The 14486-nt window shown below is 76.0% G+C and carries 10 protein-coding genes; 5 read left to right on the top strand and 5 right to left on the bottom strand.

The genetic code is table 11. The features are described 5' to 3' along the window. Together PHK61_RS21285 and PHK61_RS21290 are read right to left on the bottom strand one after the other, a co-directional pair. Entirely contained in the window at positions 1–777 is a 777-nt protein-coding gene (locus PHK61_RS21285) for a hypothetical protein (protein ID WP_274283023.1), read from the bottom strand. After that, positions 774–1661, bottom strand: coding sequence for a DMT family transporter (locus PHK61_RS21290; protein ID WP_274283024.1), 888 nt, complete (start codon positions 1659–1661; stop codon positions 774–776). The genes PHK61_RS21285 and PHK61_RS21290 overlap by 4 nt, the downstream gene beginning before the upstream one ends. A gap of 186 nt (positions 1662–1847) precedes the next feature. On the opposite strand from PHK61_RS21290, the gene PHK61_RS21295 reads away from it, so the two are divergent. From PHK61_RS21295 to PHK61_RS21310, 4 genes are all read left to right on the top strand, one after another. Next, positions 1848–2498: a hypothetical protein gene (locus PHK61_RS21295; protein ID WP_274283025.1), complete on the top strand. Its 651-nt coding sequence runs from the start codon at positions 1848–1850 to the stop codon at positions 2496–2498. 78 nt (positions 2499–2576) lie between these two features. Beyond that, positions 2577–3668 carry an SGNH hydrolase domain-containing protein gene (locus PHK61_RS21300; RefSeq protein WP_274283026.1) on the top strand — a complete coding sequence of 364 codons (1092 nt, stop codon included), beginning with the start codon at positions 2577–2579 and terminating at the stop codon, positions 3666–3668. A 54-nt stretch (positions 3669–3722) separates the two neighbouring features. Continuing rightward, entirely contained in the window at positions 3723–5801 is a 2079-nt protein-coding gene (locus PHK61_RS21305; RefSeq protein WP_274283027.1) for an acyltransferase family protein, read from the top strand. A gap of 37 nt (positions 5802–5838) precedes the next feature. Next, positions 5839–7731: a glycosyltransferase gene (locus PHK61_RS21310; protein WP_274283028.1), complete on the top strand. Its 1893-nt coding sequence runs from the start codon at positions 5839–5841 to the stop codon at positions 7729–7731. 21 nt (positions 7732–7752) lie between these two features. Here PHK61_RS21310 and PHK61_RS21315 read toward each other — a convergent pair whose 3' ends face one another. From PHK61_RS21315 to PHK61_RS21325, 3 genes are read right to left on the bottom strand one after another with little or no spacing between them, the layout of a single operon-like run. Further along, on the bottom strand, positions 7753–9234 hold the full coding sequence (locus PHK61_RS21315) for a hypothetical protein (RefSeq protein ID WP_274283029.1): 1482 nt from the start codon (positions 9232–9234) through the stop codon (positions 7753–7755). 9 nt (positions 9235–9243) lie between these two features. Then, positions 9244–9960, bottom strand: a complete 717-nt coding sequence (locus PHK61_RS21320; protein WP_274283030.1) for a class I SAM-dependent methyltransferase — start codon at positions 9958–9960, stop codon at positions 9244–9246. 41 nt (positions 9961–10001) lie between these two features. Next, positions 10002–11147, bottom strand: a complete 1146-nt coding sequence (locus tag PHK61_RS21325; RefSeq protein ID WP_274283031.1) for a glycosyltransferase family 4 protein — start codon at positions 11145–11147, stop codon at positions 10002–10004. Between the two features lie 130 nt (positions 11148–11277). Between PHK61_RS21325 and PHK61_RS21330 the strand changes: the two genes are divergently transcribed. After that, the gene (locus PHK61_RS21330; RefSeq protein ID WP_274283032.1) at positions 11278–14475 is read left to right on the top strand and encodes an arabinosyltransferase domain-containing protein; all 3198 of its coding nucleotides are present in this window, start codon (positions 11278–11280) and stop codon (positions 14473–14475) included. Positions 14476–14486 lie beyond the last annotated feature (11 nt).

Consider the following 14486-nt stretch of genomic DNA (forward strand, 5'->3'; position numbering starts at 1 on the left):
TCAGCGTGCTCCCTCCTGCTCTCGCGGCGCGACGTCGTGGTCGGGGGTCTCGAGCGCCGGGGTGGGCTCGTCCTGGTTGGGCCGGCCCGCGATCGCCTCCACGACCGCGTCCCACCGCCGCCGCTCCCGCTCGGGGAACCGGCGCCGGCTGCGGGCGGCCTTCTTCGAGCCCTCGGGGTAGCGCCAGCGCGCCCAGGGCGAGGTCGGGCGGGCCAGGCGCACGGCGCCGAACAGGGCCACCAGGGGCACGAGCAACCCGAGCAGGCCGAGCAGCGGCCGGCCCTTGAACAGGGCGATGACGGCGATCAGGCCGTTGACGACGATGGTCGCGACCAGCGCCACGACACCGTCGTTGGCGGTGGAGTCGAACGGGTTGGCCCCGACCACGAGCAGGGCCATCAGCGCCCCCACGACCATGACGGCGTCGACCGAGACGCGGCCCTCGCGCTCCCAGTACACGTCGGAGAGGTGCAGCCAGAGCGCGAACTCGTCGAGGGTGAGCGCCGCGCCCGCCCCGAACGCGGCGGCCAGCACGTAGAGCCAGGGCGGGTCGGGCTGGTAGGTGAACTCGCCGACGCCCGCGAGCAGCATGAGGAAGATGCCGTGCACCAGGTGGTGCAGGTGGACCCCGCCCACGGCCTGGTTGCGGAACGGCCCCTTCCCGGCGCGGATCATCCGGACGATCACCCGCGTCGCGAGGAAGACGACGACGAACGAGCCCAGCATCCACGCGGCGCCGGCCCGGGCCTCGATGTCGAGCGACAGGTCAACGGTCACGGGGTCGACACCTCACGATCGGCGGAGTCCGACGTCGGCGCGGACGCGGCCGACGAACGGGAGAGGGCCGCGGTGGCCGCGACCATGAGCACCACGAGCAGGGCGATGAGGACCCACTCGGCCCCGTCGGCGCGGACCTGCTCGACGAGCACGACCACGCCGAGCACGGCGGCGACGATCGGCTCGCCCACCGTCACCGCGGGCAGCGACGCCGCGAGCGGGCCGGCGCCGAACGCCGCCTGCTGCAGCAGCGTGCCGCCGAGCACGGCGACGACCAGCGCCCAGGTCTCCCAGGAGGTCAGGAGCTCGACGGGGCCGTCGCCCAGCGCGTCGACGACCGACTTGGTCAGCGCGGCGACCAGGCCGTAGGCGAGGCCGGTGGCCACGGCGAGCAACGCCGCGCGGCGCGGACCCCGCTTGCGCCCGGCCAGCAGCACGCAGCCGGCGAGCAGGATGAGCAGGACCACCAGCGCGGGCAGCCAGTGGCGCAGCGGGGCACGGTCCTCGCCCGCGGTGGGCTCGCCGATGACGACGAACAGGGCCAGGGCCGCGACGAGCACCAGGGCCCACCGCACCTCGCTGCGGCCGATGCGCCGGCCGGTGAGTCGCGCCTCGAGCGGGAGCGCGAACAGCACGGTGGTGACGAGCAGCGGCTGGACGAGCAGCAGCGAGCCCACCCCGAGCGCCGCGGCCTGGACGACGAAGCCGCCGGTGTCGCCCACCGTGCCCGCCCACCAGCGCGGGGAGCGGACCAGGCGCAGGATCAGGCGGCCGCCGCGCGCCTCGTCGTCGGGGACGTCCGCGGCGGCGCCGCGCTGGGCGACGGAGGCGATCGCGAAGAGCAGGGCAGCCAGGACCGCGAGCGCGCCCGCGAGGAGCGTCACCTCGGCGCCCGGTCGACCGCTGTCACCCGGTCAGTGCAGCACTTGCCGACCACGGAACGCGACAAGATCTCGACGAGGCCACCCGATCGGGCGAGGAGTGGTCGAATTGCCGGTCTCGATGGTGACAGGGAGTGGAGATCACGCGCCGCACACGCGCACCATGCTCCGTTTGCCAGGATCCCGCGGATGCGCTCGACCACGGCCGTCCTGGCCACCGCCCTGCCGGCCCTGGCCCTCGCCGTCCTTGGCAGCTCCCACCCCGCGGTGCTCAGCCCGGAGTCAGCGTCCTGGTGGCGCGACCTGCACGTCATCGGGCTCGTGCTCTTCCCGCTCCTCGCCCTCGGGCCCTGGGCGGTGGTGCGGGTGTCGAAGCCCGCCGGCCCGGTGGGATGGGTGCTCGAGGGGCTCGCCGTCGTGCTCGGGCTCGTCTACGCCGCCTTCTACGGCGCGCTCGACGCCCTCGCCGGCATCGGCGGCGGCCACGAGACGATGCGCGTCGGCCCCGGTCCGTGGGTCGCGGCGCTGTTCGAGATCGCCGACGCGCTCGGCGTCCGCGGCGCCTACGCCTACCTCGCCGCGACCGTGCTCGCCGCGGTGCTCGCGCTGGTCGCGGCGCCGGGCGTGTGGCGGGTGCTCGCGGCGACCGGGGCCCTGTTCGCGGTCGTCGGCGCCTGGTCGTTCCTCACCAGCCACATCTACTGGCCCGTCGGCGTCGCCACCATGGTCATGCTCGGGATCGGGCACACGGCCATGGCGCTCGCGGCGACCCGGCGCCGGGCGGCCGGGCGGCACGGTCGGGCGGCCGCGCCGGCGGAGCACCGGGTGTCGCGTCCCTAGCGTCCCGTCCGGCTCCACGCACCGACCGGCGCCCGCGACGGCGTCGACCCCGTCGGCCCTCTCCGCTTGCATGGTCCGGTGACGCTGACGCTGACGCTGCCGGGCCGGGTCCCGGCGACCCCGGAGCCGGACCCGGCGTCGGACGTCGCCGTCCCCCGCCCGCGGCGACCCCGGGGCCGCCTGGTGCTGCTGCTCGGCGTCCTCGCCGTGCTCCTCGCCGCGTCGGTGGGCCCCCCGCGCAGCGGGCCGTTCACGACCGTTCCGGGCCGTGACGCCGCGGCCGAGGTCCGCCTCGAGCGCCTGCCCGTCCCCGACCCCGGCCACCCCGGAGCGCTCGCCCACCGTGGCGGCCCGCGGGTCCCAGTGCGCCCCGCCGCGATCGCGCCCGCGCTCGAGCACCCCGAGGACTGGGTGCCGTTCCCGGCCCCGCAGGAGTGCCGGGTCGCCGACCCCGGACCCCCGCTGCTCGTGTGCGGCGAGGAGACGCCCTGGCCCCCGGTCCGGCGCATCGTCGTCGTCGGCGACTCCCACGCCCAGCAGTACTCCGGCGCCCTGGACGCGCTCGCCGCCGAGCGCCACTGGCAGGTCGTCCGGATGCTGCGCGGCGCCTGCCCCTTCTCGACCGCCTCGGAGACCGCACCCGGGTCGCCGGGCTGCATCGCCTGGAACGCCGCGGCGCGGGCCCAGATCCTCGCCCTGCGCCCCGACCTGGTGGTGACCACCGCGACGCGCGACGTCCGGATCGGGCCCACGGAGACCACGCCCCCCGGGTTCGTGCGCGCCTGGCGGGAGCTCGACGCCGCGGGCATCCGGGTCCTGGCCATCCGCGACAACCCGCGCTACGACCGCTCCCCCGTCGACTGCGTGCGGCACGAGGGCGCCGGGGCGGCGGGGTGCGCGGTGCCCCGCGACCTGCTCCTGAGCCCCGTGGCGCCCTACCGGCGCCTGCCCGACGTCCCCCCGAACGTGACCTTCTTCGACCCCTCGGACCACCTCTGCACGCCGACCACGTGCCCCCCGGTCGTCGGCAACGTCCTCGTCAACTTCGACGCGAACCACCTCAGCGCGACCTTCACCCGGACCCTCGGTCCCGTCCTCTCGGAGCAGCTCGAGCCGCTCCTCGCCGCACCGGCAGCGCGTCCGGACGCACCCCGTGGCATCGGTCGGTGATCGAGCAGGCACCATCGGTATCGACGGACGGCACGCGACGAGGGGAGTGGCGCCGTGACCTCGACGGCCGACCGGGACGCCGCGCGCGCCCCGCGAGCCGCCGCCGCGGGCCTCCCCACCACCCCGTCACCGGCGCCGCCGACCGCCCCCACCCGGGTCCGGTTCCGCCCCGAGATCGAGGGGCTGCGGGCCCTGGCGTCGCTCCTCGTGGTGATCTACCACGTCTGGGTCGGCCGCGTCTCGGGCGGCGTGGACGTCTTCTTCGTGCTCACCGGCTTCCTCGCGGTCGGACAGCTGCTGCGGGCCTCCGAGCGCGGGCACATCGACCTGGTCGCGCAGTGGGGCCGCACCCTGCGCCGCCTCGTCCCCCCGGCCGTCGTGGTCCTGGCCGGCACGGTCGTCGCCTCGCTGCTCTTCCTGCCCGAGTCCCGGTGGGCGCAGACCCTGCGCGAGGTCGTGGCGTCCGCGACCTTCACCGAGAACTGGAAGCTCGCCGCCGACTCGGTCGACTACTACGCCGCGCACCACACGGCGAGCGTCGTCCAGCACTTCTGGTCGCTGTCCATCCAGGGGCAGTTCGCGCTCGTGTTCCCCGTGCTCGTCGTGGGCGGTGTGCTCCTGGCCCGCCACCGGGGCGCCGGCCTGCGGGGCACGGTCACGGCGGTCCTCGCGGCGGCGACGGCCCTGTCGTTCGGCTACTCGGTGTGGCTCACGGCGCTCGACCAGCAGCTGGCGTACTTCCACTCCCTGACCCGTGTCTGGGAGTTCACCCTCGGCGCGCTGCTCGCCCTGGTCATCGACCGCCTCGACCTCCCCGTCGTCCTGCGCGTCGTCCTCGGGTGGGCGGGGGTCGTCGGTCTGGTCTCGTGCGGGGTGGCGCTCGACGTCGAGGGCGGGTTCCCCGGCTACCTCGCGGCCTGGCCGGTGCTCTGCACGGTCGCGGTGCTCGTCGCGGGGAGCACGGGGCACGCCCTGTCCGCCGACCGGCACCTGACCTCGCGGCCGCTGCAGTACCTCGGCAGCATCAGCTTCCCGCTGTACCTGTGGCACTGGCCGGTGCTGCTGCTCGCCCTCCAGGTGACCCACAAGGACGCGCCGGGCTGGGCGCTCGGCTCCGCGGTGATCGTCACGTCGATCGCGCTGGCCGCGGGCACCCGCGCGCTGGTCGAGCGCCCGCTCGCCACCTCGCGCGTGGGGCGGGGCTCGCGGTGGGGCAACCACCGGCTGGCCGCGGTCGCGCTCGTCCCCCTGGTCGTCATCGTGCTCGTGTGGCACGGGCTGACCACCGTGCGGGCCCAGCCCGACGGCACCCCGGGCGACGCCGACCACCCCGGCGCGATCAGCCGGCAGGCGGGGTTCGTCCACCAGGGCTCCCCCGACGCGCCCCTGCTCCCGCCGGCCGTGTCGTCCTCCGACGACTGGGTCTACTACAAGGACGGCGGCGACTGCCGCTGGCTGCCCTACCCGGTGCTCGAGGAGTGCACGTTCGTCGGGGCGCCGGACCCGAACGCCCCCACGATCGTCGTCGTCGGCGACTCGCACATGCAGCAGTTCCTGCCGGCCGTCGCGCCGATCGCGCGCGAGCGCGGGTGGCGGGTCACCACCCTGATCCGGGGCAACTGCCCGTTCTCCACGGGCTCGGAGACCGTCGCCGACCGGAGGTGCGCCGACACCAACCAGGCCGCGATCGCCCACGTCGCCCGCACCCGCCCGGCCCTCGTGGTCGCCGACGCAAGCCGCAACGTCCGCCTCGGGCTCACCGAGTCGACCCCGCCGGGGTTCGTCGAGGCCTGGCGCCGGCTGGGTGACGCCGGGGTCCCCGTGCTCGCCGTCCGGGACAACCCCCGCTTCGACACCGCGCCCCCGAGCTGCATCGACACCTACGGGCGGGGCGCGCCCGAGTGCCTCGTCCCCCGGTCGGCCATCTACCGGCCGCAGCTGTCGATCGCGGGCGGGCCGCCCCCGAACACCACGGTGCTCGACCTCAGCGACAGCATCTGCGACGCGCACTGGTGCCCGCCCGAGATCGGGAACATCCTGGTGTACCTCGACAGCAACCACCTGACGGCCAGCTTCTCGGCCACGCTCGCCCCGGTCGTCGGCCGGCAGATCGCCGCCGTGATCGATCGATGACCCGCCAGCCCCCTCGTCCCCGGAGGATCCCGCGCGCATGACCAACGTCGCCGAACGATCGGCCCCGCGCCCGACGCCGGAGCCGGGCGACGCCGAGCGCCTCGTCGTCGCGCGCGGGCTGTTCGCCGGCCCGTCGCCCGAGCTCCCGGAGGATCTCTACCTCGAGGTCGAGACCGGGCGGGCCGAGCGTGCGCGGCGCGCCGTGCGGGTGGGCGCGTGGAGCCGGGTGAGCGCCAACACCTACTTCGGCCGCTTCCCCGCGAGCTACTGGCAGCGCTGGACGACCGCGCGCGAGGTCCGGTACGAGGCCCGGGTCCGCGGGGTCGGCCGCATCGCGCTGCGGGCGTCGGACACCAACGGCGTGCCGCGCACCGTGGCCGTCCGGGCCGCCCGCGACGAGGACGTCCGGCTCGCCGCGCCGCTGGACCGCTTCCTCGACGGGGGCGGTCTGTGGATCGAGGTCACCACCGCCGACGACGAGCTCGTGCTGGACGAGGCGCGCTGGACGGTGCCGGCGCCGACGACCCGCCGCGCCACCTCGGTCGTCATCTGCACCCACAACCGCGCCGACGACTGCGTCGCCACCCTGCAGGCCCTCACCGGCGAGCAGGACGCGGTGGACGTGCTGCACCAGGTCCTCGTCGTCGACCAGGGCACCGACCGCGTGGAGACGCGGCCCGGGCACGCCGAGGTCGCCGCCCGGCTCGGGAGCCGGTTCCGCTACCTGACCCAGCCCAACCTCGGCGGGTCCGGCGGGTTCACCCGCGGGCTCCACGAGATCGTCGAGGCCGGCGGCCCGCGGGGGGACGACGCCCACGACGTGATCTTCATGGACGACGACATCCGGTGCGAGCCCGAGGTCATCGTCCGCCTCGCCGCCTTCGCGCACTACACCGCGCACCCGACCGTGGTCGGCGCGCAGATGCTCAACCTGCTCCACCCGACGCAGGTCCTCGCCGGCGCTGAGTACGCGGTGCCCGAGGAGCTGTCCAACGGGTTCGTCAGCCCCGGCGCGGTCGGCGAGTCCGACGTCACGACCTTCTTCCCGGACGGGACGAAGAACGTGCAGGACCGCCGCGTCGACGCGGGCTACACCGGCTGGTGGTCGTGCCTGATCCCGGCGGAGCTGGTGCGCCGGGCCGGCTACCCGCTGCCGCTGTTCTTCCAGTGGGACGACGTCGAGTACTGCTACCGCGCCCGGGCGCACGGGGTCCCGACGGTGACGCTGCCGGGGGCGGGGGTGTGGCACGCCGACTTCCCGTGGAAGGACTGGGACGACTGGCACCGCTACTTCAACCTGCGCAACGCCATGATCACCGCCGCGCTGCACACCGACTTCCCGACGTCGCGCATCGTGCGGACCCTGGGCGACCTGCTCGCCCGCTACCTGCTGGCCATGAACTACGGCCTGGCGGCGACGCTGGTCAAGGCCGTCGAGGACTTCCTGCGCGGGCCCGAGGTGACCGAGGACGGCGGCGCGTCCGCGACGCAGGCGGTGCGCGGCCTGCGCTCCGGTCACGGCGAGACCGTCGCCCACCGCGTCGACGAGGCCCCCGACCTCGGGCCCACCCAGATGCCGATCGTGCGCAGCGGCCCGGAGCCCACCCGGACGCGCCTGGTCATGGCGAAGCGGGCGCTGCAGCAGGCGCTGGGCCGCACCCCCCACCACGAGGGGCTCGTCGGCGCCGGCGAGGCCGACTGGTGGCACATCGCGCTGTTCGACCGGGTCGCGGTGACGGACGCGGGCCAGGGCGGCGTGCGCATCCGCCGCCGCGACCCCGAGGCCCTGCGCACCATCGGCCGGGACGGCGCCCGGGTGCTGTGGCGGCTGACGCGCGAGGGCTCCGCCGCGGCGCAGCGCTGGCGGGCCGCCGCCCCGGTGCTGGGCTCGTCGGACAACTGGCGCCGGCTGTTCCGCGGCGGCTCCTGACCGCGCCGCTCGGTCCCCGCGTCAGCCGCAGGCGGTGCCGTCCAGCGGCGGGCAGTCCTCCGAGACCCGGTAGTAGGCGACGACGTCGTCCGGGGTCAGTGCGGGGGCCCGGCCGGCGCGCTCGTCGAGCATGAAGATCATGGCGAGGGTGCGGGTCCCGCCCCACCCGTCCCCGACCGCGCGCGGGTCGAGGCGCCCGGCGCGCAGCTCGTCGGCGAGGCGGGCGAGGGTGCTGGCCTGGTCGCCGCGCGGGTCGACCGGGAAGGGCCAGTCGATCGGGAGCGCGCGCTCCCCCGACGCGAGCTCGGCGCGCCAGCTCACCGTCGCCGACACGGTCGGCACGGCCACCGCGATCAGCAGCACCACGGGGAGCGCGAGGGCCACGCGCGGCCCGCGGTCGGCCACCCACCGCGCCACGACGTCGACGCCCACCGCGGCCGCCAGCCCGAGCACCGCCACCGCGAGGACCACGCGCCGGGTGCCGGGCACGCCGCTGGAGACCGCGTAGAGACCGACCGCGGACACCCCCGCCACCGCCCAGGGCCAGAGCAGGGCACCGCGGGCCGCCAGCGCGATCCCGGCGGCGAGCAGGAGCGCCACGGCGATCGCGGGCCCGCCGAGGGCCGGCAGGTCGGAGAAGTAGTAGTACGACGATCCCGAGGCCAGCGTGTAGCGCACGAGCTCGTCCAGGTGCGTGCCGACCTGGGAGAGGTCGGCGCCGCTGCGGCCGCCGCCGGTGACGACGATGCCGCCGTTGCGCCACCACGCCAGCGGGGCCAGCACGAGGAGCAGGCCCCCGAGCGCCCCGGCGAGGGCGGGCACGACCGCGCGCACGTCGCGGACCCGTGTCACCGCGACGGCGACGACGGCCACCGCGGTCGCGAGGCCCGCGGTGTAGAGCGACACCGCGAGGCCGGCCAGCACCGGGCCGAGCCACCACCACCGGCGTCGCGAGGTGACGACGAGCAGGGCCGCGAGACCGACCACGACGTCGAGCGGGGTCTCGATCGCGACCCACGCCATCACCGCGACCCCGGGCAGCAGCACGCCCAGCCCGCCGGCGAGCACGCCGCCCGCCCGCCCGGTGCCCAGGCGGCGCCGGGCCATCAGGTAGAGCAGCGGCGCCAGCAGGGCGGTGGCGACGGCCTTCCACTTGCGCGCGGAGAGCAGGCCGTAGTCGGGGTCGAGGTGCCCCGCGACCCAGTAGAAGAGCTGCCCGCCGGCGTTCGTGCTCCACATCGAGGGCTGCCAGCCCATCGCGAGCGCCATCGTGTCGCGATGGGTGATCGAGGCCTCCTCACCGGTGATCACCCCCTGCGCCGACGCCCCGCGGGTCAGCCAGAGGAACCACGCGGCGGCGAGGACGAACAGGGCGAGCGCCAGGAGCAGGTCGGCGCGGCTCCACGCCGGCGGGCCCGGACGGTCGGCGAGCGGCGAGCGGCGCGCGCCGGCGCTCGCGAGGGGGACCGTCGGGGGCGGCGCCTGCCCGAGCTGCTCGGTCACGGCACGAGGTCAGGCGGCGGCGCGGGTGACGTAGAGCCGCGAGTCCCAGCGCGGTCCGGCGCTGGTGTCGTGGTCGGCGGCCAGCACCGTCGCGCCGCAGGACGCGACGAGCTCGTGGACCCGGTCCTCCGGGGTGCCGTGCATCTCCATCCCGCGGCGCAGGCGCCGGGCGAGGGGGGCGGGCAGGGCGCGCAGCGCGAACCCGGCCGGCGTCGCGGCCGGGGTGGTCGGCAGCTGGAACACGACGAGCCCGCCGGGCTTCGCGACCCGGTAGAACTCGCGGACGTAGCGGTGCGCGAGCTCGGGGGGCATGTGCTGGAGCACCCGGCAGGTGTAGACGAGGTCGGCGCTCGCCGACTCGACGACCTCGAGCTCCGGCCCCTCGGCGAGGCGGAAGTCCGCCGCCGGCGCGGTCACGATCTCGCGGGCCTTCTCGAGCATGGTGGGCGAGATGTCGAGACCGACCACCTCGGCGAAGCCCGCCAGCGCGAGGCCGTGGGTGAGGCGGCCCGCCCCGCAGCCGAAGTCGACCGCGCGGCCCCGCGCCGGCGCGGCCCCGAGGGCGTCCAGCCGGCCGAGGAGCGTCTCGATCTCCCGCGCGCCCGTGGCCAGGAAGTCGTCGGTGGTCCAGCCCCCGCCCGCCTTCTCGCGGTCGGTGAGGACCGCCCACATCGGGTCCTCCGCGCCCAGTCGGGTCCAGGTCCGGGAGACCTCGTCGATTCCCACGGTTCCTCCTCGGGGCTGTGGACGGGGTGGGGGGTGCGGGCTCATCGACCCGCGGCCTTGGTGAACACGGCCTCGTAGGCGTCGAGCACGGACTCGACGCTGTAGAGCGCCGCGGCCGAGGCGCTCCCGGTCGTGGCGTCGGGCGGGTCGTCGCGCAGGCGCGCCAGCGCGGCGGTCAGGCCGGCGACGTCGCGCGGGGCGACGACGGCGCCGAACCCGGTGTTCTCGACGACGGTCCGGACGCCCGGGAGGTCGCTGACCACGGCCGGCACCCCGGCCATCATGGCCACGACCTGCACGATGCCGAACGCCTCGAACGCGTTCACCGAGGGCAGGGCGAAGGCGTCGAGCGAGGCGTAGAAGTCGTCGACGTCGGACTCCGGCAGGAAGCCCAGCATCGAGATGCGCGGGTCGTCGCCGATGTGGCGCCGCACCGTCTCGACGACGCTGCCCCCGGCCACGCCCTCGAAGTCGCCTCCGATGAGCAGCCGGGCGTCCGGGTCGTCGAGCGCGAGGAAGGCGTCGACGAGGTGCTCGACGCCCTTCTCCTCGACGATGCGCCCCAGGAAGCCCACGTGGAAGCCCGGGCCGCGCCGGAAGGTCGGGCGCCCACCGGTCCGCGGCGGGCACGGCGGCGGCACGGCGACCATGGTGCCGTCGATCGACGGCCACATCCGGCTGTGCCGCGCGTAGTCCTCGCTGCTGACCACCGACGCCGCCGACCGGCGCAGCGCGACGCGGCTCGACAGGTCGATGGCCCCGTGCTGCAGGCCGTTGATCGCGCGCACCAGCAACGGACCGTCACCGGTGGGCAGCGACACGTCGCAGTGGTAGGTCGACACGACCGGGCGCGGCGACAGGCGCGCGAGGAGACCGGCCTCCACGAGCGGGAGGTGCAGGTTCACCACCGTCGAGCGGCGCATCTCGCGCAGCGCCAGGCGGGTGAGGTTCAGGCCGACGGTGCCCTTGCCGACCCGCGCGAGCACCGGCGCCCGGACGACCCGCACACCGTTCACGACCTCGTGGGTCGGCAGCTCGGGGTCGTGCTTCGAGGCGACGACACAGACCCGCCACCCGCGCGCCGCGAGCCCCTCGGCGAGGTCCCGCGCCACGTTCGTCAGACCCGAGACGTACGGGGCGTAGTAGGTCAGCACGATCACGAGGTCGTTGCGCTGGTCGTCGTCCATCGCCCTCCCTCGGTGTCCGCGCGGCCCGCCCGATCCGCCCGGCCACTGTAAAGGGGTCGACCGCGGCGACCTCTCACGGGCAGTAGTTGCTAGCGTTCGGTATCCGCAGACCGACACGAGAGCGCGACCGGTGACGGCGACCCCCCGGACCTCGCCGGACACCGCCGGGTCCCGTGACGACGAGGCCACGAGGCCCGGCGCCGGTGTCGCTCCGCCGACGTGGCCGCTCCCGGTGGCGCTCGCCGCCGCGGCGGTGGCGCTGGTCTGTGCGGTCCTCCTGCCGCTCCTGCCGGTCACGGTCGACCAGCCGGTGGTGTCGTGGCCCGAGGACCCCTCGGCGCCGGCCTCGACGGCCCTCCACCTGACGACCCAGCGCCCGCTCGCCCTCGACGTGCGGGCGGACTGCACGGCGGCACGGGCGGCGGGCGACGGCCTGGTGCTGGCGACGATGCCGCCGCCGTCGACCGGGACGCCGGCCTCGGCGCTGCTGGTGACCGCCCGCGACGACCGGCTCGCGGTCGTCTCCCGCGGGGTCCCGCTGTTCGACGGCCCACTGCCCCCCGGCGCCTGCAGCCTCGCCGTGACCGGCGACGTCGACGGGGGGCTGACCGTCGCGCTCGACGGGCGCGTCGTGGGACGTGGCGCCCCCGATCTGCTCCCCGACGTCGACGCCCTCGTGACGTCGGTACCGGCCGCGGCGCCGGGGACCCCGGCCGGGCTCGCCGTGCGGCTCACCCTCGACGACCAGTTCGCCACCAGCCCGACCCCGGTCAAGACCGCGGTGACCGTGCTGCTCGTCCTCGCCGTGCTCGTCGGGCTCGGCGCCCTGGTCGTGCGCGACCGCCACGCGTCGCCGGCCCACGGCGGCGGCCGCCGGCGCGTGCCCCGCCCGCGCGTGGTCGACGCCGTCGTGCCCGCGGTGCTCGTGCTGTGGACCTTCCTCGCGCCGATGACCGACGACGACGGCTACTACAGCGCGATGGCGGCGAACGTGCCGTTCACCGGCTACGTCGCGAACTACTACCAGCTCTACAACCAGAGCTTCACGCCCTTCACGTGGATCTACTACGTCCTCTCGGTGTGGCAGACCGAGATCGGCCTGAGTCCCGTGCTGCTCCGGGTGCCCTCGCTCGTCCTGGCCCTCGTCACGTGGGTCCTCCTGCGCGCGTACGTGTCGCGGGCCCTGCCCGCCGGCACGGGCCGCGGCCGGGCCGTCGCCCTGCACGCCGCCCTGGCCATCGCGTTCCTGGCCTGGTGGCTGCCCTACGACATGGGCGTGCGGGCCGAGGCCGTCGTCGCGACCAGCGTCGTCGCCAGCCTGCTCGCGCTCGCCGTCGGTCTCGAGCGCGACCGGTGGAGCCTCCTGGGGCTCTCCGTGGGCGTCGCCGCGTTCGGGGCGACCGCGGCCCCGACCGGCTTCGTCGCCCTCGCGCCGCTGCTCGCGTGCCTGCCCGCGGTGTGGCGGCGGCTGCGGGGCGACGGCACGCGCCGCCGGGCGTTCGGGCGCCTGGTCGCGGTGTCCGGTCCCGGCGCGCTGGTCGGCGTCCTGGCGTTCGCCGACGGGTCCCTGCGCGACTTCCTGCGCGCCCAGCAGATCTTCCTCGGCATGCAGTCGCAGGAGAGCTGGTACACCGAGATCGTCCGGTGGGGCTACCTGCTCGACGACACCGCCCCGATGGGGGCCTACGCCAAGCGGGCGCCCGTCCTCGTCGGGCTCGTGGCGCTGGCCGTCCTCGGCCTGCTCGCGACCTACCTGCGGGGCCGGGGGCGCCCCCTGCCGACGCGCACCGCCCTCGCGGGGACCACCCTGCTGCTCGGCTTCGCGCTGCTCTTGCTGACCCCGAGCAAGTGGACCCACCACTTCGGCACGCTCGCGGGGGTCGGCGCCGCGGTCCTCGCCCTCGTGGTCGTCGGCGCCCCGGTGCTGCTGCGCGACCTCGCCGGCGGCGACACGACGCGCCCGGTGCTGCGCCCGCCGGTCGTGGTCGGCGCGGGCCTGGTGGTGGCGGTCGTCGCGGGGCTCGCCGGGCACGGAGCGAACGCCTGGCCCTACTCGTGGCTGCTCGGGCTGCCGGACGCCGGCGAGGCGCCGACGGTCGCGTTCGTGGCCCTCGGGCAGCCGGCCTGGTGGCTCCTCGGCGGGCTCGTCGTCGCGGGCGCGCTGCTCGTGCTGGTCCGGCGGCGGGCACCGGAGTGGCGCCCGGTGCTGGGCGTGCTCACCGTAGCGGTCACCGCGTCGGCGGTGCTGCTCGTGAGCACCGTCTACCTGGTCGGGAGCTTCGCCCTGGCCACCGCGCGCACGGCGGACACCTGGTCGCCCTGGGCCGACGCGGTGCGCGACCCCCTCGGGCGCGACTGCGTCGCCGCGTCGCAGATGCAGGTCCTGGATCCGGCCGGCGCGCGGCCGATGAGCCCCGTGCCCGGGCTGCCCTCCCCCGTGCCGGGCGGGCCCTCGGGGTTCGTCCCGGGCGGCTGGTTCCCCGCGAGCCCGCCCCCGGACGTCGCGGGCGCGACGACCTGGGGCAGCTTCACCCCACCGCCCGCCGGACCCGCGGCGGCGATCGGCGACGACGCGACGGTCGGCTCGTTCGCCACGCCGTGGTACGCGATCCCCGACCGGCCCGACGCCGCCATGACCACGTCGGTCTCGGGCCGGACCGGGGGCGGCAACGTCCTGCGCGTCGAGTACGCCCGGCCGGAGGGCGACCGCCTGGTCCCCGTCGGGGAGGCGGAGCTGGGCGTCGACCCGGACGGCGGAGCCGTCGACTCCCCGACCTGGCGCGGCCTCCTGCTCGAGGCGGGCAACGGCCCGCCGCCCGGGGCCTCCGTGATGCGTCTCGTCGCCGAGGACACCTCCACCGCCCGCGGCGGGTGGCTCGCGTTCACCGCCCCGACGGTCCAGCGCTGGACGTCGCTGCAGGACTACGCCGTGCCCGGCGAGGCCTCGGCCGTCAGCTGGCAGTACGCGTTCCTGTTCCCGTGCCAGCGCAAGCCCGTCCAGGCCGCCGGCATCAACGAGCCCTCGACCCTCGGCGTCGTGTGGGGCGACCAGGAGCTGGCCTACGACCTCGACGGGATCTGGCAGATCCCCCGGGGCGGGATGTTCGCCCAGAGCGCGCGGGACTCGTCGATGGTCGGGCTGGTCACCCGCCTGCGCGACGCCCCCGACGCCGAGGCGGGGACGGTCTACCGGCTCCGGCCGTACGTCCCGGACACCGGCGCCTACCGCCTCGAGAAGGACAGCGTCACCGTCGCCGGGTGGACGCCTGCGCCCAACACGACGATGTCCACCCCGGTCGACGAGATCCGCATCCGGCCGGACTCGTAGGGACCCGACAC

This window comes from Actinomycetospora lutea, from assembly GCF_028737205.1.
Classification (GTDB): Bacteria; Actinomycetota; Actinomycetes; order Mycobacteriales; family Pseudonocardiaceae; genus Actinomycetospora; species Actinomycetospora lutea.